The sequence below is a fragment of the Moritella yayanosii genome, assembly GCF_900465055.1.
Lineage (GTDB): Bacteria > Pseudomonadota > Gammaproteobacteria > Enterobacterales > Moritellaceae > Moritella > Moritella yayanosii.
In genome coordinates this window covers 3,489,094-3,510,483 of the sequence record NZ_LS483250.1, presented here as the reverse complement: position 1 = coordinate 3,510,483, position 21,390 = coordinate 3,489,094, and the positions used below count along the sequence as shown (strand labels likewise).

General features: G+C 42.0%; 18 protein-coding genes. 4 read left to right on the top strand and 14 right to left on the bottom strand.

The window, feature by feature from the left end:
- Window positions 1-132: 132 nt before the first annotated feature.
- From MORIYA_RS16280 to artP, 6 genes are all read right to left on the bottom strand, one after another.
- The gene (locus MORIYA_RS16280) at window positions 133-969 is read right to left on the bottom strand and encodes a tetratricopeptide repeat protein (RefSeq protein ID WP_112716843.1); all 837 of its coding nucleotides are present in this window, start codon (window positions 967-969) and stop codon (window positions 133-135) included.
- Between the two features lie 155 nt (window positions 970-1,124).
- Window positions 1,125-2,063 (bottom strand): malate dehydrogenase, encoded by a 939-nt coding sequence (mdh, locus tag MORIYA_RS16275; RefSeq protein WP_112716841.1) that lies wholly within the window; start codon window positions 2,061-2,063, stop codon window positions 1,125-1,127.
- Between the two features lie 260 nt (window positions 2,064-2,323).
- Window positions 2,324-2,989 carry an arginine ABC transporter permease ArtM gene (gene artM / locus MORIYA_RS16270; RefSeq protein WP_112716838.1) on the bottom strand — a complete coding sequence of 222 codons (666 nt, stop codon included), beginning with the start codon at window positions 2,987-2,989 and terminating at the stop codon, window positions 2,324-2,326.
- On the bottom strand, window positions 2,986-3,660 hold the full coding sequence (gene artQ, locus MORIYA_RS16265; protein WP_112716836.1) for an arginine ABC transporter permease ArtQ: 675 nt from the start codon (window positions 3,658-3,660) through the stop codon (window positions 2,986-2,988). The genes artM and artQ overlap by 4 nt, the downstream gene beginning before the upstream one ends.
- A 139-nt stretch (window positions 3,661-3,799) precedes the next feature.
- Window positions 3,800-4,543, bottom strand: coding sequence for a transporter substrate-binding domain-containing protein (locus MORIYA_RS16260; RefSeq protein ID WP_112716834.1), 744 nt, complete (start codon window positions 4,541-4,543; stop codon window positions 3,800-3,802).
- Window positions 4,544-4,574: 31 nt separating this feature from the next.
- Window positions 4,575-5,315, bottom strand: coding sequence for an arginine ABC transporter ATP-binding protein ArtP (artP, locus tag MORIYA_RS16255; RefSeq protein ID WP_112718649.1), 741 nt, complete (start codon window positions 5,313-5,315; stop codon window positions 4,575-4,577).
- A 324-nt stretch (window positions 5,316-5,639) separates the two neighbouring features.
- Between artP and argR the strand changes: the two genes are divergently transcribed.
- Window positions 5,640-6,101, top strand: a complete 462-nt coding sequence (gene argR, locus MORIYA_RS16250) for a transcriptional regulator ArgR (RefSeq protein WP_112716832.1) — start codon at window positions 5,640-5,642, stop codon at window positions 6,099-6,101.
- A gap of 81 nt (window positions 6,102-6,182) precedes the next feature.
- Here the strand turns inward: argR and MORIYA_RS16245 are convergent, their stop codons facing one another.
- The 7 genes from MORIYA_RS16245 to nudF all read right to left on the bottom strand — a co-directional run bounded on the left by MORIYA_RS16245 (window position 6,183) and on the right by nudF (window position 14,541).
- On the bottom strand, window positions 6,183-7,241 hold the full coding sequence (locus MORIYA_RS16245; RefSeq protein WP_112716830.1) for an ABC transporter ATP-binding protein: 1,059 nt from the start codon (window positions 7,239-7,241) through the stop codon (window positions 6,183-6,185).
- Entirely contained in the window at window positions 7,241-8,872 is a 1,632-nt protein-coding gene (locus tag MORIYA_RS16240; RefSeq protein WP_112716828.1) for an ABC transporter permease, read from the bottom strand. Before MORIYA_RS16240 ends, MORIYA_RS16245 begins: the two co-directional genes overlap by 1 nt.
- Window positions 8,873-9,018: 146 nt before the next feature.
- The gene (locus tag MORIYA_RS16235; protein WP_112716826.1) at window positions 9,019-10,038 is read right to left on the bottom strand and encodes a Fe(3+) ABC transporter substrate-binding protein; all 1,020 of its coding nucleotides are present in this window, start codon (window positions 10,036-10,038) and stop codon (window positions 9,019-9,021) included.
- Window positions 10,039-10,287: 249 nt separating this feature from the next.
- Window positions 10,288-12,177, bottom strand: coding sequence for a DNA topoisomerase IV subunit B (gene parE, locus MORIYA_RS16230; RefSeq protein WP_112716824.1), 1,890 nt, complete (start codon window positions 12,175-12,177; stop codon window positions 10,288-10,290).
- A 27-nt stretch (window positions 12,178-12,204) separates the two neighbouring features.
- Window positions 12,205-12,777, bottom strand: a complete 573-nt coding sequence (gene yqiA, locus MORIYA_RS16225; protein WP_232011649.1) for an esterase YqiA — start codon at window positions 12,775-12,777, stop codon at window positions 12,205-12,207.
- Between the two features lie 87 nt (window positions 12,778-12,864).
- On the bottom strand, window positions 12,865-13,701 hold the full coding sequence (gene cpdA / locus MORIYA_RS16220; protein WP_112716820.1) for a 3',5'-cyclic-AMP phosphodiesterase: 837 nt from the start codon (window positions 13,699-13,701) through the stop codon (window positions 12,865-12,867).
- A gap of 204 nt (window positions 13,702-13,905) precedes the next feature.
- The gene (gene nudF, locus MORIYA_RS16215) at window positions 13,906-14,541 is read right to left on the bottom strand and encodes an ADP-ribose diphosphatase (protein ID WP_112716818.1); all 636 of its coding nucleotides are present in this window, start codon (window positions 14,539-14,541) and stop codon (window positions 13,906-13,908) included.
- Between the two features lie 278 nt (window positions 14,542-14,819).
- Here nudF and MORIYA_RS16210 point away from each other — a divergent pair, with 278 nt between their 5' ends.
- Together MORIYA_RS16210 and lpxL are read left to right on the top strand one after the other, a co-directional pair.
- Window positions 14,820-16,163 carry a TolC family outer membrane protein gene (locus MORIYA_RS16210; RefSeq protein ID WP_112716816.1) on the top strand — a complete coding sequence of 448 codons (1,344 nt, stop codon included), beginning with the start codon at window positions 14,820-14,822 and terminating at the stop codon, window positions 16,161-16,163.
- A gap of 175 nt (window positions 16,164-16,338) precedes the next feature.
- Window positions 16,339-17,295, top strand: coding sequence for an LpxL/LpxP family Kdo(2)-lipid IV(A) lauroyl/palmitoleoyl acyltransferase (lpxL, locus tag MORIYA_RS16205; protein ID WP_112716814.1), 957 nt, complete (start codon window positions 16,339-16,341; stop codon window positions 17,293-17,295).
- Between the two features lie 85 nt (window positions 17,296-17,380).
- Here the strand turns inward: lpxL and glnE are convergent, their stop codons facing one another.
- Window positions 17,381-20,245 (bottom strand): bifunctional [glutamate--ammonia ligase]-adenylyl-L-tyrosine phosphorylase/[glutamate--ammonia-ligase] adenylyltransferase, encoded by a 2,865-nt coding sequence (gene glnE / locus MORIYA_RS16200; protein WP_112716813.1) that lies wholly within the window; start codon window positions 20,243-20,245, stop codon window positions 17,381-17,383.
- A gap of 178 nt (window positions 20,246-20,423) precedes the next feature.
- On the opposite strand from glnE, the gene MORIYA_RS16195 reads away from it, so the two are divergent.
- On the top strand, window positions 20,424-21,320 hold the full coding sequence (locus tag MORIYA_RS16195; protein WP_112716812.1) for a DUF350 domain-containing protein: 897 nt from the start codon (window positions 20,424-20,426) through the stop codon (window positions 21,318-21,320).
- Window positions 21,321-21,390 lie beyond the last annotated feature (70 nt).

Below are 21,390 nucleotides of genomic sequence, written 5' to 3'. Positions count from 1 at the left end.
ATTAGGATACAGTTTTGTACCCTAAGTAACTCGGTATACGAGAAGGATAGTGCCAAATGAGCATGGGATCGAATCGAAACTAACTCTAAATGATTATGCTGTTAGCTTTTAGGGATATTTAATTCATCGTGTTTAATTGTACTTAGCGGCATTTTTTGCTGCTATAACCACGCGTTTAGGCATTAAATTTTCTAATTTCGCGAGTAATATGGTCAATTTGTTGTGCATCTTTACATCAGCGGTTACGGTATTATACAAATAACTGTATGCGGTTTGATAATCATAAGGGCTGCCATGGCCTTTGATTAATAGCTCAGCCCACTGCACTTTTGCCGGTAAAAACCCCAATTTCGCCGATTGTTCAAACAACGGTAACGCACGTTCTATATCTTGTTGTACAAATTTTCCTTGTACATAATAACGGCCAAGCTGTTCTAATGCACGCGGTAGACCCTGTCTTGCTGCTGCACGCATGAAGTAAATGCCTAACTCGGCATTCTTATCAACACAGACACCCCAGGCTAACATATCGCCCCATAGGAATTGGTAGGTTGGCAATTTTACTAATTCCGCACGGACTTTAATATCAGCAACCAGCTGACACTCATCTGCTCGTACGCGTTTAAGGTGAGTATTCTCTGCAATTAACTGGTTCAGTTCATCATCGCTATATAACTCAATAACACTGGGATAATCACTATATTTAGTGGTTATGTTACCGGCTTTTTCAGCCGCAACAGCACGCTTACCACTGTCAGTAATACGTTGTTCTTTCACGCCAACGGATTGACTAGCTATCGATTGACTCGCCACAGTTTGGTTATCATTTACATCCGCATTAGCGTCATTCATCGCCAATAAAGATACACTCGTGCACGTGACTAACACTGTCATTTTTACATAATACAAAGTGGCCGTTTTCACATAATGACCAATTGTTGTTAAGTTCGTTGTCGGTGTTATAAGCATATCAATCAACCTAAGAGAAAATTTGCAGCGATAATAATTACGGTGGTTATCGTTATATCGACCAAAATCTGGTTTTCTTAACTAAAAAAACCCAAGTTAAAATAACTTGGGTTTCAATTGTCATCCACTTTAACCTAACAGGCTAACTGTAATGATTAACCAGCAACGAATTCTTCACCTAGCGTGATGTTCGCTTTTAGTTCTTCTAACATTGCATCACGTGCGCTTGCTTCAAATTCGCTTAGTTCACCGTATGCGAGTACTTCTTCAACGCCGTTTTTACCTAGTAGTACAGGTTGTGCGAAGAATGTTGCGTGCTCAGAGCCACCATCAACATAAGTACACTCAACTATACCTTGTTCACCTTGTAGTGCGCGAACCAGAGAAAGGCCGAAACGTGCCGCCGCTTGACCCATAGAAAGTGTCGCAGAACCGCCACCCGCTTTAGCTTCAACAACTTCAGTACCTGCGTTTTGAATGCGTGCTGTAAGTGTCACAATTTCTTCAGCAGTAAATTCAACGCCTTTCACTTGAGAAAGTAGCGGCAGAATTGTTACGCCTGAGTGACCACCAATTACTGGTACTTCAACGTCAGCAAGTGAAATGCCTTTAAGCTCACTTACAAAAGTTTCAGAACGGATAACATCCAGCGTGGTGATACCGAATAGTTTACGTTTGTCATAAACACCCGCTTGCTTAAGTACTTCAGCAGCAATTGGCACCGTGGTGTTAACTGGGTTAGTGATAATGCCGATACATGCATTTGGACATACTTCCGCACATTTAGCAGCTAGATTTTTGATGATCCCAGCATTGATATTGAATAGATCTGAACGGTCCATACCTGGTTTACGAGCAACACCCGCAGAGATAAGTACCACGTCAGCACCAACAAGTGCTTCAGTAGGATCTGTACCAGCAAAACCAGCAATAGTAACGTCTGTAGGGATATGGCTTAAATCAACAGCAACACCTGGAGTTACAGGGGCGATATCATAAAGTGATAAATCAGAACCAGCAGGTAGTTGAGTTTTCAAAAGTAGGGCTAAAGCTTGACCGATACCGCCAGCAGCACCTAATACAGCAACTTTCATAGACGTCTCCATTATCTTAATTGTTTATGTAGAATACAATATTCACAAATTCCTTTAATCACCGTTACCTTACTGCAACATTGACTAAAAAACAATTAACAACGCGGATATGCACAATAAATAACTAAATTACACATGAATGTTTAAGTCTTCGCTTTCTATCTATTAACGATTTACTTTCAGGTGAAATGGTTACATTTGCTCACCTATTTCGATGATAACCATCGATAACGAAATAGATGAGCAAATAACAAGGTCAATTAAGATTGGAATGCGAGGGCTTTTTTCTCTAACTGTTTAAATATCAATATCAAGATACCATTCATGCCGAGGTAGATTATACCCGCAGCAGAGAATGCCATTAACGCATCATAGGTTTGACCATTGATTTGATTGGCATAACCCATCACATCCATGATCGTGATCGAACTTGCTAATGAGGTGCCTTTAAGTACCAAAATAACTTCATTCGAATAAGACGGTAATACCCGGCGTATCGCATGGGGCACAATAACTGCTAGGGTTTGCCCGCGGTTCATGCCCAGCGCATTACAAGCATCCCATTCGCCGCGCGGTACTGATTCGATCGCGCCTTTAAAGAGTAGCGCTGAATACGCGGCCGTATTAAACGATAAGGCAATGATGGCGCAAACTTTAGCCTGGCGCAGATAATCCCATAAGAAGCTGTCTTTGATCCACTCAAACTGGGACGGACCACTGTATATCAAAAATATTTGGATCAATAACGGGGTACCAGTAAACAGCAAAATAATAGTCCGAGCTAATAAGTTTAATCCCGGGATCTTATTGATCATCGCCAGCGTTAATAACACCGCGATCATAGAACCAAATAATAAACTGAAAAAAGTAATTTCAAGGGTAGTGCTCAAACCGTTAAATAATAACCAGAAGTGATCTAACGTCATATTGCTACTCCGGCATCAAAACGGTTAATGTAATTATCAAGGTGCTTTAACAACCATTGACTAATCAAAGTAATAATCAGGTAAATCGCCGCAGCCGCCACCAAAAAAGTAAAGGGCTTATAGGTACTACCGGATAATAAATCCGCTTGTTTCATCAACTCAGTTACCCCAATCAGGGAGACTAACGCGGTATCTTTTAGCAGTACCATCCATTGATTGCCTAACCCCGGTAAGGCCAAACGCCATGCTTGCGGCAAGGTAATACGCAAGAAACAACGCACTGGCCCCATACCCAATGCTTGCGCGCCTTGTTGCTGGCCTTTAGGTACTGATTGAATGGCCGCGCGTAACGTTTGCGAAGCATAAGAAGCAAAGATAAGCGACAGTGCTACTACACCACTCCAGAACGGACTGATGTCATAATACTCATCGGTTAATAAAAACAGGATATGGGTGCCACCGAAGAAAATGAAAAATACGATCAATATCTCCGGTAAACCACGTAACACGGTCACGAAAAAACTAATCGGCTTGGCAATAAGTGGGTTCTTTTGCATTTCTGCAACACAGAATAAAATAGCGAGAACCAAGCCAACCAGCAAGGATGTTAGTGCAAGGCCAAGGGTGATTTTTGTTGCATCCAATAATAATTGAAGCTGCAAAAGATCCATAAAAACTCCGGACGTAAAAACAAAAAAGTGCCCCTAAAAGGCACCTTTAAATGAATTCTCTCATTACCACAATAAATTGGCGGTAATTCCCTGATATTGCACTGCAACGCAGGTCGAGATTAAACATTGTTGTTATTTTTTATTTAGCAAAGTATTTTGCGTAAATTTTATCGTAAGTACCGTTCGCTTTAATTGCTTGCAAACCTTTGTTCAGTTTAGCCAATAATTCAGCGTTACCTTTACGTACTGCGATAGCAAAACCAGCACCAAAGTATTTCTCGTCAGTCACGGCTTTACCCACTGTTTCATAGTTACCGCCACTGTGTTTGCTCAACCAATCGTGCGCCACTGCAGAATCTGCGAATACCCCATTGATACGACCATTTTTAAGGTCTAAAAACGCTTTTTGGTACGAGGGGAAATTAAGTAACAATACTTTTTCATCGGCATATGTTTCTGTCATATAAGCTTGGTGAGATGTACCATTTTGTACCCCGACTGCTTTACCGGACAAATCAGCAACAACATTATATTTACCTTTTTCAGCCACCAGTACCGCTGAGTTTTCATAATAAATATCAGAGAAATCAACTTGCTTTTTACGTGCTGGCGTTACGTCCATGGCCGCAATAGCTGCATCATAACGACGGAATTTTAAGCTTGGGATCAGACTATCAAATGATTGGTTAGCAAAACTACATTCCGCTTTTAATTCAGTACAAACTGCGCGCGCGATATCAATATCAAAACCTTGAAATTCGTTGTTTTCATCCATCATTTCAAACGGCGGATAGGTTGCTTCAGTGACGAATTTGATTTGTTCTGCCGCTGTTACTTGTGCCGCTGCTGAAATTAGAATTAATACTGTGAGTAATTTTTTCATTTAGTCGACCTATTCCTAATATTTAAATAATCTAATGTTTTAAATAATTTGTAAATTGCGGCGTTTGTGGTTGCTGGAAGTGCTCAGCACCACCAAATTCAACAATTTCACCGTTTTCAAGATAACAAACTTGACTCGCGACTTTACGCGCGAAATCCACTTCGTGCGTAACCACAACCTGGGTAATACCGGTACTTGCCAGTGATTTAATGATCTTAGCCACTTGATTCGTTACCTCTGGATCTAACGCTGCAGTTGGTTCATCAAATAACAATACTTCTGGTTTCATCATTAAAGCACGTGCAATTGCGACACGTTGCTGTTGACCACCTGATAATGCTAATGGAAATACATAAACTTTATCAGTTAGTTGTAATTGCTCAAGGATCTTCATGGCCTCTTCACGAGCGTGTTGTTTGGTTTGCTTTAAAATCTTAACGGGCGCTTCAATTAAGTTATCCATCACCGACATATGCGGCCATAGGTTGTATTGTTGAAATACCATACCTACTTTTCGTCTTAACATCTGGCTGCGCTTAGCTAATTGTTTATCATTAAGTTTGCCCGAAAAATCAAATGTTTCACCCGCAATACTGATAGAGCCATTATCGGGTGTATCAAGTAAATTAAGTATGCGCAACAAAGAGCTCTTACCAGCACCGCTTGGACCAAGCAGCACTAAGGTTTCGCCTTTCGCACATTTAAGGTCGATGTTTTGTAATACATCCAGTTGACCCCAAGATTTACAGATGTTTTTTAGTTCGATGCTCATAATGGTAACTGAATATAATTTCACTAGATGCGAGTATAATAACCGAATAAACTGCAAAATCAACATAAACATTCACTTTGATGATGTTTTTATGCAAATTTATCGAATTAACCAAATAAGCTAGATACAAATATACCCTGCTGGTATCATATGCATAATTATTCAGTTCATCACGCGTCAAGTTCATTTGCTATTCACTTGAATGACTTAGTAACTGGCTTTATGAACAAGCTATAACGTTAGCTAAGGTTTCATTATAAAGTCGGATTGAATTTAACATTTGCAGCTTGAATTATAGATGAATCAACTGACATGGTAACAAAAATGAGTGAAAAACAAGATCTGTTAGTAAAAGCATTTAAAGGATTATTGAAAGAAGAGCATCTTGGATCGCAAGGCGAGATTGTTGATGCACTAAAGGAACAAGGCTTTGATAGTGTCAATCAATCAAAAGTCTCAAGAATGCTGAGTAAATTTGGTGCAGTACGCACCCGCAATGCCAAAGATGAAATGGTATATTGCTTACCCGCAGAGTTAGGCGTGCCTACCATTAGCAGCCAATTAAAAAGCCTAGTATTAGATATTAGCCATAATGAAAGCCTTATTGTGATCCAAACCAGCCCCGGCTCAGCGCAATTGATCGCTCGCTTATTAGATTCATTAGGCCGTACAGAAGGTATTTTAGGCACCATTGCGGGCGATGATACTATTTTCATTACCCCGACCAGCACCCGCATTATTGCCGACGTAGATAGTGCAGTAAAAGAGTTGTTTGAGTATCTCTAGCGGTAAAACTAGCGTATTACTGACTATGTTTGGCGCTGAGTTGTATCACGCCAAACATCACCATTGATGCATCATTAACGGTTAATCGCGATCAAATAACACCAAATCATGGCTGTCAACCGTGACACTCACCACATCACCAATCACCATTGGCTGTTGCATTGATACCGATAATTCGATTGCGGGCTCTTCCGCTAAAGTAATAGTGCAATGCGTGGTCATCCCTAAGAACTGTTGTTGCGTGATCGTCGCACTCCCCTGCTCGGTGAGCGCTAATTTTAATTGCTGTGGTCGTATTGCTAACAATTTATGCGCACCAACCGTCACCGTTAATTTTTGCTTACCGCTAATAACACCCAATGCGGTGCTGACACTGTATTCATCTAATACTACCGCATCTAAATAGTTAACCTTGCCAAGGAAGTCAGCCACAAAGCGCGTAGCAGGTCGGTTATATAACTCACTTGGCGTGCCGAGCTGCTCAATTTTACCCTGATGGAAAACAGCTAACCGGTCGGCAAAAGCAAATGCTTCTTCTTTGCTGTGGGTAACAAAAATAGCGCTCATGTTATGCGATTTAAGTAAAGCGCGCATCTCTTCAATCAAGTGATGGCGTACTTGGCTATCAATATTAGAGAAAGGTTCGTCCAATAATAGCAACTCTGGTGAATTGGCTAAAGCGCGGGCAATCGCTACCCGCTGTTGCTGTCCACCGGATAGTTGATGTGGATAACGGTCAGCAAACTCGGTCAAATTGACTAATTTCAGCACATTATCCAGCGTCTCTTTTTGCTTGGCTTTAGTTTGCTTATATTGGCTGAATAACACATTATCAGTCACGGTTAAATGTGGAAATAGCGCATAGTCCTGAAAAATCATCCCGACGTTACGCTTTTCAGGCGCGACATTCAGCTCGCTATTGTCAACCACTTGACCATTAATCTCAATACTGCCTTGGGTTGGTGGTAATAACCCGGCAATCAATTTTAACGTGGTGGTTTTACCACAGCCACTTGGTCCTAATAGACACAGGATTTCATTTTTACCTAAATCCAGATCCAGTCCTGTTAAAATATCAACGCCAGCATAACTACAATGTAAATCTGAAATACGTAAAGCAAGTGAAGAAGATGTCGTCATCAGTGCTGTTGCTCCAAAGAACGGTTCAAGAAAATAAGCGGGATCAATCCAACTAACACGATCACAATTGCCGCCAGAGCAGCCTGTTCTAACATTTCATCAGACGCGAACTGGTACACATAAGTGGCGAGTGTTTCATAATTAAATGGACGTAATAACAAGGCAGTAGGCAGTTCTTTCATTGACTCAATGAAGACTAATAAAAACGCCGCTAATACCCCTTTACGGATCAATGGAATATGTACTTTACGGACCATACTATTGGGACTGTGTCCTAACGTACGCGCCACCATATCTAACGACGGCGATATTTTATCAATACTGCTTTCTATCGAGCCAACTGCAATAGCTGAAAAACGAATCAGATAAGCAAAAATAAGCGCAAAGGTCGTACCGGTAAAGACCAGACCGGGTGTCCAGTCCCATAATAATTCCGTTAAGTCATTTAATAAAAAATCAGCCGAGGTCAACGGAATAATGATACCAATAGCTAATACCGTGCCAGGCAACGCATAACCCATGGTGCTAATACGAGCCGGGATCACCGCATATTTAGTGCCGACTAAACGACGATATAAACCCAGTAATATTGCGCAGAGAACCGCTAAGCTCGCCACGACCAGCGCCAGAATTAAACTGTTGGCGCTGTATTGAAAAAACGCTTCCGTCCAAGACTCGGCAAAGTAATGCCATGCATAATTAACTAATACCGCAAACGGTAATAAGAAACCAGCAAACACTAATAACCAACACCAAGCCATCGCCACGTATTTCGCCGCACCAACTAATTGATAACGTACCTCTTGTTCATGCAGCATGCTTTTTTGAAACACTTGCTGTTTACGCCGAGCGAAGCGCTCTAAACCAACAAATAATAAGATCACCGATAATGTCATCACCGACAATTGTGCGGCGGCTGTTAAACTGCCGTGGCCGATCCAAGTATCGTAAACTGCTGTCGTCAGCGTATTTACCGCAAAGTAATTCACCGTGGCAAAATCAGCCACCGTTTCCATCGCGATCAGCGATAAGCCGACAGCAATAGCAGGACGCGCAAGGGGCAACGATACCCGTAAACAACTCGACAATGCGGAACTGCCCAACATACGGCTAGCTTGGATAAGACTGGTTGATTGTTCCAGAAATGAAGTACGGGCTAACAAATAAAGATAAGGATATAACACCAACGCTAACACCGTGGCGGCACCGGGTATGGTTCGAATATCAAAGAACCAATAATCACGGGTACTTTCCCAACCAAATACAGCGCGTAAAGCAATTTGTACCGGCCCAGCATAATCAAACATATCAGTATAAATATAAGCCACGATATAAGCAGGCATCGCCATCGGTAACATCAGCGCCCATTGTAAGCTTTTGCGGCCGGGAAAATCACACATGGCAATAAGCCAAGCAGCAGGCAAAGCAATAATACAGCTGATTAAACAAACCAGAAAAACAAGGATCAGGGTATTTTGAACATAATCGAGGAGAACGGTATCAATAAGGTGTTGAAAAACATCTGCGCTGGGACCCATTGCTTGGTAAAACAATGCCGCAATAGGTAGCGCTAACATAATCGCAATAAACCAACTACTAGAATGCCAAGAAAAGGCTAACTTATGATTCATGAACGGAAAAATAACTCCTGTTTAGATACGCGAAAAGGTTGGCGAGTTACAACGTAACTTTACCAACCTTTAAATCAGTCAATTGGCAACCAATTAAGTTGCAATTTCAACTGTTAACCCCTAACAAGTTTAGGGCTATATGTATTCTACAAGTCGAACTTAACTTCATCAAGTAGTCTTAGTGCAGCTTTACGATGTTTTGCAATTTCTGCGACAGGCATGTAATCTGCGTTAAATTCACCCCAAGATGAAACTAGCTCAGATGCTTTGATACCGGCTTTAACTGGGTATTCCATGTTAACTTCAGCATACATTTTTTGTGCTTTCGCGCCAGATAGGTATTCCATTAGTTTAACCGCGTTACCTTTGTTCGGTGCGTATTTAGCTAATACCATACCAGAAACGTTCACGTGCGCGCCGTGGTTTTCTTGGTTAGGGAAGTTAATGTTAACCGATTCAGCCCAAGCAACTTGTTTTGGATCTTTTAGCATTTTACCTAAGTAGTAGCTGTTACCAAGCGCAATAGTACAAACGCCTTCTTTAATCGCTTTAACTTGTGCACGATCGTTACCTTGTGGTTTACGTGCTAGGTTAGCTTTCACGCCTTCTAACCATTCTTTAGTTTCAGCTTCACCGTGATGCGAGATCATCGATGAGATAAGTGCTACGTTGTATGGGTGTTTACCCGAACGCATACAGATTTGACCTTTATATTTAGGGTCTGCAAGTTCTTCATAAGTGATATTAGCAACGTCGCCATACACTTCACGTGATGTATAAATGTTACGAACACGTGTAGTCAGTGCAAACCATTCGCCATCTGGATCACGGTATTTCGCTGGAATGTTATCTTCTAATACGTCGCTTGAGACTGACTGAGTGACACCACTTTCAACAGCTTCAACTAAGCGGCTGATATCAGTGGTTAGCAATAGATCAGCTTTTGATAAACGACCTTCACGTTTCATTCTATCTACAAGTCCTTTCTTGGCAAATACAATGTTAACCTTCACACCAGTATCTTTAGTGTATTGTTCAAGGATCGGATTAAGCAAATTCGCTTGGCGATTTGAATAAATATTAACTTCTTCACCAGCAACAGCCGTAGCGCTCATGAGTGACGTTGTTAATGCCAAAACAGATAAACCAAATATTCCTTTTTTCATCCTTACCTCTTAAATACGAATTGTTTACATAATTTACAATATGCTGCGGAGTTTATAAGAATATAAAACTTTCCACAAGTGCAAATGATAACAATTCTCATAATTAGTTATGTTAATCTATCATTTACTGATAATGATCAAAAAGAAGTAAATTAGCTGGTTTTACAAAGAAAAAACAGCAAGGACTTAGAGCAATGCATCCATTATCACATTGCTCTTTATTTCAATAATATTAGCTAACACTATCCTCTAGCTATCGCTGAGCATGTTACCTTTATCTTCTAACCAAGCTCGGCGATCTGAAGCGCGTTTTTTGGCAAGTAGCATATCCATCATGGCGAATGTTTTGTCTGCATCATCAATCGTTAAACGGACTAAACGGCGGGTATTAGGATCCATGGTAGTTTCCCGCAATTGTAACGGATTCATTTCACCCAGTCCTTTAAAACGTTGCACGTTGACTTTACCGCGTTTTTTCTCGGCTTCGATACGATCGAGAATGCCATTTTTCTCGGCTTCATCTAATGCATAAAACACTTCTTTACCGATATCGATACGATATAACGGCGGCATGGCCACAAACGCATGTCCGGCTTCAACCATGGTTCTAAAATGTTTATAGAACAAGGCGCATAACAAGGTCGCAATGTGTAGACCATCAGAGTCGGCATCGGCTAAGATACAGATTTTGCCATAACGTAACCCGGAAATATCATCCGAGCCAGGGTCAATACCCAGCGCCACAGAAATATTATGCACTTCTTCTGAAGCAAGTACTTGGGCAGAATCAACTTCCCAAGTATTTAAGATCTTACCGCGCAATGGCATGACTGCTTGAAACTCACGATCACGCGCTTGTTTCGCAGAACCTCCCGCAGAGTCACCTTCCACTAAGAACAGTTCTGAACGCATTGGGTCTTGACCCGAACAATCGGTTAATTTACCCGGTAATGCAGGACCACTGGTCACCCGCTTACGCGCCACTTTCTTACTGGCTTTTAAGCGTTTCTGCGCGTTGTTAATACACAAATCAGCCAGCAGCTCAGCCAGATCGGTATTGGAGTTTAACCATAATGAAAACGAATCTTTAACCACACCAGAAACAAACGCAGCACACTGACGTGATGACAAACGTTCTTTGGTTTGTCCGGCAAATTGTGGATCTTGTATTTTAACCGACAAGATATAAGAGCAACGGTCCCAAATATCATCTGGAGTTAACTTCACGCCACGCGGCAATAAATTACGAAATTCACAGAACTCACGCATTGCATCGAGCAGACCTTGACGTAAACCATTAACATGGGTACCACCGAGCACTGTCGGGATCAAGTTAACATAACTTTCGGTCACCGACTCTCCGCCTTCAGGCAACCAGATCACCGCCCAGTCAGCCGCTTCATGATTGGCATAAAAACAGCCCACAAACGGCGCTTCAGGTATTGTCGGCCACTGTTGCAACGATTCCATTAAGTAGTCTTGCAGGCCCATTTCGAAACACCAGGCATGTTTTTCTTTATTCACTTTATCGTCAAACTTAATGCTTAAACCAGGACACAATACCGCTTTAGCGCGTAAGTTATGTACTAAGCGTTTAGCGGAAAAATTACCCGAATCAAAATAGCTCGGATCCGGCCAGAAATGGACCTTGGTACCCGTGGTACGAATGCCAATGGTACCAATCACTTCTAATTCAGACACCTTTTCGCCATGTTCAAAAGCGATTTGATAGATTTGGCCACCCCGGCGAATAGTGATTTCAATACGTTTCGATAATGCGTTTACCACCGAAATACCTACCCCATGTAGACCACCGGAGAATTGATAACTATCGTTCGAGAATTTACCACCCGCATGTAACTTAGATAAAATCAGCTCAACACCACTCACCCCTTCCACAGGGTGAATATCCACTGGCATACCACGACCATCATCGCTCACTTCTAACGATTGGTCTGCATGTAAGGTAACGGTTATGCTCTGAGCATGACCAGCTAACGCTTCATCGACACTATTATCGATAACTTCTTGGCCAAGGTGATTAGGGCGTACTGTGTCGGTATACATACCGGGTCTACGACGTACTGGTTCGAGACCATTTAGGACTTCAATCGAGCCCGCGTTATATTCTTGAGTCATGAGTTTCTTTTATGCTGTTCGTTACATCTACTTGAATGCAAGAAAGGTTAAAATATCGCTAAGATAGCGTTCAAATCCGATAAAAGCATGATCACCGCCCTGCTCTACCGTTAATTTAGCCGCATTATATTTTGCTGTTGCTTGGTTATAGTCTAACACTTCATCATCGGTCTGTAATAGTGCCCAGATCGTTTCAGGGTGAACTAATGTCGGACAATCCAATCCTCGTAGTTCATCAATGTGCTGTTCGGTAAGGGTAAATACGTGGTCGGTATACGGATTGGTGTTCTCACCTAAATAATCCACCAGCAATTCATAAGGTTTGACCGCCGGATTAACAATGACCGCAGGACAATGATATACCTGATTCACTTTCGTCGCATAATAACCACCGAGTGAACTGCCCACCACGCTTAACTGATAACCAGGATAACCTGCCACAATCGCTTCTATCTGTAACCACGCTTGTTGCGGATAAGGTGATAAATGCGGGATTTCAATAGTTATCTCGGGGTGGTACAAGCCAAGATAATCGGCCAATTGTTGTGCTTTAATCGACTTTGGCGAACTATTAAAACCGTGCAAATAGAGCAGAAGCATGGGAACCATGTATTCATTTACCTCAGCATTGAGGGTGAGTATCGAGGCGTGTTATTACCTCGACAACGTTGATAGATCAGGGCAAAACTAGCCAGAATATGAGTAACCTTTGGATTCTAGGTCGGGATTAAAATCGTTGTTCGACAAACGCCAAACTTGACTGTTAATCGAACCATCACTGTACAACTGCAAATACCGCCAGCCCGGCGCACTAGAATCAAGCGTAAATTCATCACAATGCGGTTTAAATTGGAAGCAAGTCGATGGTGATGCCATAAAGTGAATACCAGCATAGGTTTTATCCAATTGCTGATGAACATGGCCAAATAACACATGATTGGCTTGCGAGTGTTTCTCAAGTATCGCTAAAAATGCATCCGCATTACGTAAGAGATGTTGGTCTAGCCATTTACACCCGACAGGATAAACATTGTGATGTAATACCACTAATGCATATTTATCTGGATGCGCGCTAAGTTGTTCGTCAAGCAGAAGCAGTTGTTCGGGCGCGAGATAACCGGCAGGTGAGCCCGTTAACTGTGAATCGAGTAAAATAATCTGCCAGTCGCCCACAATTTTATATTTATCCGCCAACACACCTTCGGCTCTTAAGGCATCGGACATCAGTGGAATATTGTCGTGATTACCCGGCAACCAATAACACGGCTTATTTAGACGTTTAATATGTTGAGCAAAGTATTGATAAGACGCAGGTGTATTGTCTTGAGAAATGTCACCCGTAGCAAGCACAGCATCAAACGGTTGTTGATTCTGGAGGATAGCATCAATGACATGCCGATAACTCAATTGCGTTTTCACCCCGAGCAGATCTTTCTTAGCTGTGGCAAACAAATGAGTATCTGTCACTTGTAATAAATTAATTACGTTATGCTTTACAGTTAACTTAGAAATATCCGCACCCACAATAATCTTTAACCCTTATCCCTATATGTTATCTAGTAATGACGAATACGACTGCCAATCGACACACTGTTTACAAGATTACTTAGCTACTAGCATACCCTAATACAGGCCAATAAATCTGTTGACCAGCACACATTTCCACAATTCTAATCATCATAGATTCAAATGACTTAGCGATAGAGAGGCCGATTCTCCATTGTAGCGCTACAGCCAAGACTTTTGCAATGTTTGAAAATTCAATTGTAACCACTGGATAGCGATAATAGTCGAGGCGTTATTTATTCGCCCTGTTTGCACCATATTGTAAGCAGTTTCGCGACTCACCACATGTACGCGTATATCTTCACCTTCACTTGCTAAACCATGAACGCCTTCCGCTGTGCTGCTATCGACCTCACCTACGTATAAATCGATAGCTTCACTGCTGCCACCGGGACTAACCAGAAACTGCATAATGAAATCACAACGGTCAATCGTCACACCGGCTTCTTCTAATGCTTCGCGTTTCACGACTTCGGCAGAATCTTCACCTTGTTTATCGATCATGCCGGCCACTAATTCCAGTAACCAAGGTTGTGAGCTTGATTCTATAGCCGGAATTCTTATCTGCTCTATCAGTACCACTTCATCACGACCCGCATCATAAGGGATCACGGCTGCTGCGTTACCCCGTTCAAATACTTCTCGGCTTATTTCACCACTCCAACCACCAGCAAACAGCCTATGTTTAAAGGTATAAGTGTTAATCTTAAAGAAACCATTAAAAACCTGTTGTTTGTTTATGATCTCAATATCAGCAATATCATACTCAGATTGTATTTCTAACTTTCGACTTTTCATTTACATCTCCTAAAATATACTGATAATAAAGGGTTGCGGTGAATACCATGTGGGCTGCTAGGGGTTAAGGATAATTCCTAGTAGATATACATAATTCCATATCGACATTGATTCAACGTTTAAAACTCGAGCTTTGAGATAACACCTAGTATAAGATGGAAATCATCCGATTAATCTAACTATCTCTTTTGGATAATTATTAATTTGACTAAGCAGTATCATTATTTATTGTTATGCGAATTCATAACGGCCACTATTTACACTTAAGGTAACCACCAATGAAGTTTAATAAAATTCTTCTAGCCTGCGGTCTGGCATTTTTTGCTCACTCAGCCAGTGCTGATAATTTACAGCAAATATTTCAACAAGCCTTGACCAAAGATCCTCTTTACTTAGAAGCACAAGCAAACCGAGATGCCGCACTAGAGAAAATTACTGAACAAGAAGCAGCTAACTTACCACAAATTGGGCTAAGTGCAGATCTGGGTTACGGCATTACGAGTGATTATACTACCGCAAATACAACCTCTAACGGTAATGCATTAACAGGCTCAGTTGGCATTGGTTTAACCCAATCATTATATGAAGAAAGTAATTTCATTAATGTTAGCCAAGCTGCTAAGCAAGCAGAACAAAGTGAACTTGCAGTGCAAGCTGAGCTGCAAAATCTGATTTTACGCGTAGCAAATGCGTACTTCAGCGTATTGGGCGCTAACGATACCTTAGAATTCTCTAACCGTAATAAAGACGCGGTAGAGCGTCAACTTGAGCAAACAACGCAACGTTATAATGTCGGTCTAACAGATAAAACAGACGTTTTAGAAGCGCAATCCAGCTTTGATTTATCGGTGGCAGAGGTCATTAATGCTGAAAATACCTTAGCCAACAGCTACGAGTCATTAACTGAAATTACCGGTTTAACCCATATTAACATTGCGACGTTAAATACCGCACGCTTTAGCCCTACAGCACCAGACGGTCAACGTGATAACTGGTTAGCCACAGCTAACAATCAAAACTTAGCCATTCAGATCCAGCGTATTGCCAAGCAAATTGCCGAAGGTAACGTCGAGCTAGCAAGCTCTGCGGATAATATGTCATTGAACTTAGTGGCAAATGCTGGCGCCCAGTACACCGGCTACGGCGATGATTATAATAATGGTGGTGCAGGTTTAGAAAGCACAGTTTCTTCTGCTAATGTCGGCATCGAATTTAGCATGCCGCTATACACAGGCGGCGCGGTAACGTCGGCAAAGAAACAAGCCGCTTATCAAGTCACAGCAAGCCAAGAGCAATTAACCAGAGCGAGTCGTGAAGTACAAACTAAAATTCGTACTTTTTACAACAACGTAACTGCCGGATTAAGCTCTATTAAAGCTTACGAGCAAACGGTTAAATCTTCGCAAAGTGCTTTAGAAGCAACGCAGGCTGGCTTTGGTGTTGGTACCCGTACCATCATTGATGTGTTAGATGCGACAAAGACGTTATATCAATCGAAACAATCATTGTCCGCATCGCGTTATAACTACATCATTAGTATGTTACAGTTGAAACAAGCCGCTGGTACGTTGAACGCTGAAGATATTGATTTAGTCAATGCTGGGTTAGAAACGAGCAACTAAGCAACACGTAACACGTAACACGTAACACGTAACACAGAATACCCAGGCGACCATGTGTGTCGCCTTTTTTATAACTAAAACCTTCTGTAACAGCCACGAAAAGACCAATTAAACGTATAAATATTAGTTGCTTGATTGTGTTTATAATATTAACTCGCGCGAATGAGATTTTTCCATGACAGACAAAAATAAAACCAACAACACCATGGTAAGTAAAGAAAACACCAAGTTTGAAGGGCGGTTTCTACATCCTAAACACTGGCCATTACTGTTAGCCGCCACTGTTTTGTGGTTTACATCCTTATTACCGAACAATATTCAAAATATTCTGGGTCGTGCATTAGGCCGATTGGTCGCGAAAATTGTACCCAAACGTCTAAAAACAGCGCAACAAAACCTAGCGCTGAGCTTTCCGGATAAATCGACGGCCGAAATTACGGCATTAGCCAAAGAAAATTTTGAATATACTGGTTTAGCCGTTATTGATACTGCTAATGCCTGGTTCTGGCCTGATTGGCGTATTAAGCAAAACATGGTTATCGAAGGACAAGAACATATCGACCAAGCCAAAGCGGATGGTAATGGTATGCTGATCTTGGGATCGCATTTTTTATCGCTGGAAATATCAGCGCGTATCTTTGGTCTATTACGACCCGCCTATGCAATCTATCGTCCAAACAAAAATCCATTGATGGAATATTTACAATGCCGTGGGCGCACCCTGTCAAATAAAGCCTTAATCAATCGCCGAGATATCAAAGGCATGTTACGCGTACTCGATGAAGGTGAACCACTATGGTATGCACCAGATCATGATTATGGTCCTCGTCGCAGCGTGTTTGTACCATTTTTTGCGGTTGAAAAAGCTTGTACCATTACTGGCACCACGCTGTTTGCCTCGGGTAAAAATACGAAAACCTACCCAGCATCTTCTTGTCGTCTTCCGGATGGCCGTTACAAGTTAACGATCCGCGCACCACTCGAAAACTTCCCAACCGGGAACCAAGTGGAAGATGCCACTATCTGTAATAAAGAATGTGAAAAATCTATTTTAGAGCAGGTGCCGCAATACATGTGGTTACATCGCCGCTTTAAAACCCGTCCAGAAGGTGAGCCGAGCTTGTATAAGTAATCGGTTTCATCAACATAGTCCAATACATAAAGATCCTATTGATGAAACACGGTAATGTGCACATCAATAGGATTTTTTCGTTTAACTACAGCGCAAACAACTGCTGCCAATAGTCTGTCACGACTTTTCGTTGCGCCGTAAATTCACTATTCGCAACAATTCCTTTCTTACCTAATAAATTAAGTCGATGGATCTCATCACGCATTTGGCAATAACTTGATGTTAAGCTCGCGCCTAACTCTTCAGTCATTAACCCTTCAGCCACACAACGGCTAATAATACGGACATTATCAGGCCACAGCTGTAGCTTGGGTATCTGCGCAGCATGATTTAACACAATATACTGCATCATAAATTCAATATCGGTAATACCGCCTTCTGATTGCTTAATATCAAATTGGTCGGCATTGGCGTTGAGTAAATGGTTACGCATTTTCAAGCGCATTTCCACCACTTGTTTTTGCAATTCGGCGGTATCTCGCGGTTTGGCAAGAATACTGCGTTTCACCTCGTTAAACCGTTTTTGAATTAACTTATCACCATAAACAATACGCGTACGCACTAATGATTGATGCTCCCAGGTCCATGCTTCGTTACTCTGATAATCCAAGAAACGCGATACCGGACAAGCCAGTACCCCTGAGTTACCCGATGGGCGTAAACGCATATCCACTTCATACAAAATACCCGTGCTGGTGCGGGTACTAAATATATGAATAATACGTTGCGCGAGACGTAGATAGAACTGACGACTATCAATCACTTTTGCGCCGTTGGTCATCCCTGCGGTTTCACAATTATGAATGAACACCAGATCCAGATCAGAACCATAACCCAGTTCAATACCCCCCAGCTTACCGTAAGCGACCACCGCAAAACCTTTCTTACCGGTTTCCACGACATTGTGCGGTATACCGTGTTTCTCTTCTAACTGTTGCCATGCTAGGTTGACCACGTTATCAATCACAGCTTCCGCCAACCAGGTCAGGTGATCACTCACTTTCATTAACGCTAACTCACCCGCAATATCGGCGGCAGCAATACGCAGTAATTGGGTTTGTTTAAATTGACGTAATGCTTCGAGCTGCTGTTCCTGATCTTCTTCCGGGATACGCAGCATAAACTGACGTAATTCACTGCGATATTCATGCAATGGCGTGGGGTGATACAAATGCGATGGCACCAACAGCTCATCTAATAAAATCGGGTGACTCGACAACTGCTTCGCCACCATCGGACTGGCACCACATAAACGTAATAACTGGGTTAATGCTAAGTCATTTTCGACTAACAATTCTAAATACGCAGTGCGATTTAAGATCTTTAATAACAACGCAATAATACGGGGTAACAACGCCACAGGATCATCCGCTTTCAGGATCGAAAACAGCAGTTTAGGCAATAATTTCTCGATCGTTTGTCGACCTCGAGGGCCGACGGTTTTACGGGCATAGTCGCTCTTAAAATGATTTAAGTCGTGTGCAAAAGTTTGTGCATCTTGCTGTGTTAAACCATATTCAGCCAATAAAGTGACCACTTCATCCGTTGACAGCTCCAAATGCCATAAATCTAATGCGGGTTGTGACTCTTCATTATCCTCATCATCGCCACCAATCACCTGACTAAACTCGCGATGGATCGCTGCCATCACTTGATAAACATGCACATAAAAACTGTCCCAATCAGGGTAACCTAATACACTAATTAACCGACTGCGATCTAACGCTGACTGCGGTAAAGTTTGTGTTTGTGTATCATTTATTTGCTGGAGAATATTCTCGACTTGACGCAAATAACAATAACTCTCGGTAAGCACGGTATAACTCTCTGCTGAGATCTCACCAAGCGACTGTAATACTTTCAGCGTCGCTAACAAGGATTTAATTTGTAGTACCGGTTCACGCCCCCCCCGAATAAGCTGAAAGGTTTGCGCCACGAATTCCACTTCTCGAATGCCACCACTGCCCAGCTTAATATTATCTTTCAACCCTTTACGACGTACATCTGCTTTAATCATGGCTTTCATATTACGCAGCGCATCAATAGCACTAAAATCCACATAACGACGATAGATAAACGGACGCAGCATTTTTTCGAGTTCAACTCTGGTTTCTGCATTACCTCCCAAAGCACGGGCTTTCACCATGGCATAACGTTCCCAGTCTCGCCCTTGGTTCTGGTAATATTCTTCAAACGCATTAAAACTCATGACTAAGGGGCCAGAGTCGCCAAACGGACGCAAACGCATATCAACACGGTAAGCGAAACCATCGGCGGTGACTTGGTGTAATGCGGCAATTAATCGCTGGCCTAAGCGCAGGAAGAATTTTTGATTCGTCACCGTACGGCCAGCGCCGACAGTCTCGCCGGCTTCTGGATAAGTAAAAATAAGATCAATGTCAGATGAGAAATTCAGTTCGCCACCCCCTAACTTACCCATGGCTAAAATAACCAACTGCTGCTGCACACCTTCGGGGTTAACAGGTGTGCCCTGCTCTGTACATTGCAGTTGATATAACCAGTCCAATGCACCTTCGATTAAACAGTCAGCAAGGTGAGAGGTGTGGGTTAAACTTTCCGTTAACTGGGCAAATTGTAATAGCTCTCGCCAAGCGATAATACACATATGAAAACGGCGAAATTTTCGTATCGTACGTAATAATGTCGGTTCAGAATCACAAGCCGTTAACAACTCACATAAGTGCGCTTCGACGTGTGCAGTTCGGGATACTTGTGAGAGTAGACCAGATTGCCAAATATCGTTAAGTAAATCAGTATTGTTAATACAACTTTCCGCAATAAAATCACTTAACGAAAACACCCGTTGGCTCTGCGCAATTTGTTCGGCAGACAACAAGGCTAAGTCACGCTCATTGCGCTCACACCAACGCTGCCAATACATACTTCCTGTATCCGCTAATACATCCACAATTTGACATTCTGTACTCATAAACGACATCCCTATAATTAAGGCTTGAGATCCAATTAATTCAACAATTTAAACCGGCTGTTCATATCAACAATGCACATATAGACATGCTATGCCTTACATGCTATTACTTAGCGATATTAATTTATCATTAGTACACGATTATGGCAGCTAAAATCGTAACAGAAGGTAACCTTTTATGTCTGTTTTTGAAACTATCTTATCGTCGGATCTGTTGCTGTTTTTACTTGCCGACCTTATCATCGCCTTAGCATTTTTATCTGCAATGCGCTTTTTCACCGGTGCAATCGACAACATAGATACCATAGATGAACTGGCCAAACGTGACAACTTTGCTTTTGGTATTAGTTTAGCGGGTGCTATTTTTGGTTTAGGCATCGTGCTTTCTGGAGCTATTTCAGGTGAAAAAGCCGCCACGCTACCCATCGAAATATTAGGGATGAGCCTGTATGGTCTCGCCGGATTAGTACTGATCAAACTGGGACGCTGGATCTATGATCGCGTTTCTCTCAATCAACTCGATAAAAATGCCGAAATTGCCCAACGTAACGTCGCCGTGGCGATTGTCGATGCCTGTGCAGCAATTGCCACCGCCATTATTATTCGTTCGACGCTGGTTTGGGCTGAAGGCTTGGAACTCATCACCTTCGTTGCTATCTTCTGCGGTTTCCTTATTTACCAAACTATTATGTTACTCATGACCCGTTACCGTGAACACTGTTATTCACGTGGCAATCTCGGCACCTCCATGCAGCAGGCTTTTAAAGATAATAATATTGCGGTGGCACTGCGACATGGCGGCTATCTTATTGGTGTTGCGCTCACGGTAACGATAGCCAGCAACTATATCTATTATGATACCGCCAATCTCCTGACCACATTAGGCTCGTGGATGCTGTTTAGCTTTGTCATGCTGACCACCTTTACTCTCCTTGCCATTATTGCCAAAAAAATAATTCTCAATGGCGTTAATATTAATAAAGAAGTAGATTTACAAAATAATGTTGGCATCGCCGCGATGGATATGGCCATCAATTTATCCATCGCGTTCATTCTTATGGCATTATTAATTTAATATTGTGACGAGATATAGTGGGTAGTTTATTGAATAGATTGAACTTTATGTTAGTAGTAAGACCAAACAA

Excerpts from the sequence above, each read along its gene's own strand:
- MORIYA_RS16210 (WP_112716816.1), top strand. The coding sequence starts at position 14,820 with ATGAAGTTTAATAAAATTCTTCTAGCCTGCGGTCTGGCATTTTTTGCT.
- MORIYA_RS16260 (WP_112716834.1), bottom strand. The coding sequence starts at position 4,543 with ATGAAAAAATTACTCACAGTATTAATTCTAATTTCAGCAGCGGCACAA.
- MORIYA_RS16195 (WP_112716812.1), top strand. The coding sequence starts at position 20,424 with ATGTCTGTTTTTGAAACTATCTTATCGTCGGATCTGTTGCTGTTTTTA.
- MORIYA_RS16245 (WP_112716830.1), bottom strand. The coding sequence starts at position 7,241 with ATGACGACATCTTCTTCACTTGCTTTACGTATTTCAGATTTACATTGT.
- artM (WP_112716838.1), bottom strand. The coding sequence starts at position 2,989 with ATGACGTTAGATCACTTCTGGTTATTATTTAACGGTTTGAGCACTACC.
- artQ (WP_112716836.1), bottom strand. The coding sequence starts at position 3,660 with ATGGATCTTTTGCAGCTTCAATTATTATTGGATGCAACAAAAATCACC.
- yqiA (WP_232011649.1), bottom strand. The coding sequence starts at position 12,777 with ATGCTTCTGCTCTATTTGCACGGTTTTAATAGTTCGCCAAAGTCGATT.
- argR (WP_112716832.1), top strand. The coding sequence starts at position 5,640 with ATGAGTGAAAAACAAGATCTGTTAGTAAAAGCATTTAAAGGATTATTG.
- MORIYA_RS16280 (WP_112716843.1), bottom strand. The coding sequence starts at position 969 with ATGCTTATAACACCGACAACGAACTTAACAACAATTGGTCATTATGTG.
- parE (WP_112716824.1), bottom strand. The coding sequence starts at position 12,177 with ATGACTCAAGAATATAACGCGGGCTCGATTGAAGTCCTAAATGGTCTC.
- artP (WP_112718649.1), bottom strand. The coding sequence starts at position 5,315 with ATGAGCATCGAACTAAAAAACATCTGTAAATCTTGGGGTCAACTGGAT.
- MORIYA_RS16235 (WP_112716826.1), bottom strand. The coding sequence starts at position 10,038 with ATGAAAAAAGGAATATTTGGTTTATCTGTTTTGGCATTAACAACGTCA.
- MORIYA_RS16240 (WP_112716828.1), bottom strand. The coding sequence starts at position 8,872 with ATGAATCATAAGTTAGCCTTTTCTTGGCATTCTAGTAGTTGGTTTATT.
- mdh (WP_112716841.1), bottom strand. The coding sequence starts at position 2,063 with ATGAAAGTTGCTGTATTAGGTGCTGCTGGCGGTATCGGTCAAGCTTTA.
- glnE (WP_112716813.1), bottom strand. The coding sequence starts at position 20,245 with ATGAGTACAGAATGTCAAATTGTGGATGTATTAGCGGATACAGGAAGT.
- lpxL (WP_112716814.1), top strand. The coding sequence starts at position 16,339 with ATGACAGACAAAAATAAAACCAACAACACCATGGTAAGTAAAGAAAAC.
- nudF (WP_112716818.1), bottom strand. The coding sequence starts at position 14,541 with ATGAAAAGTCGAAAGTTAGAAATACAATCTGAGTATGATATTGCTGAT.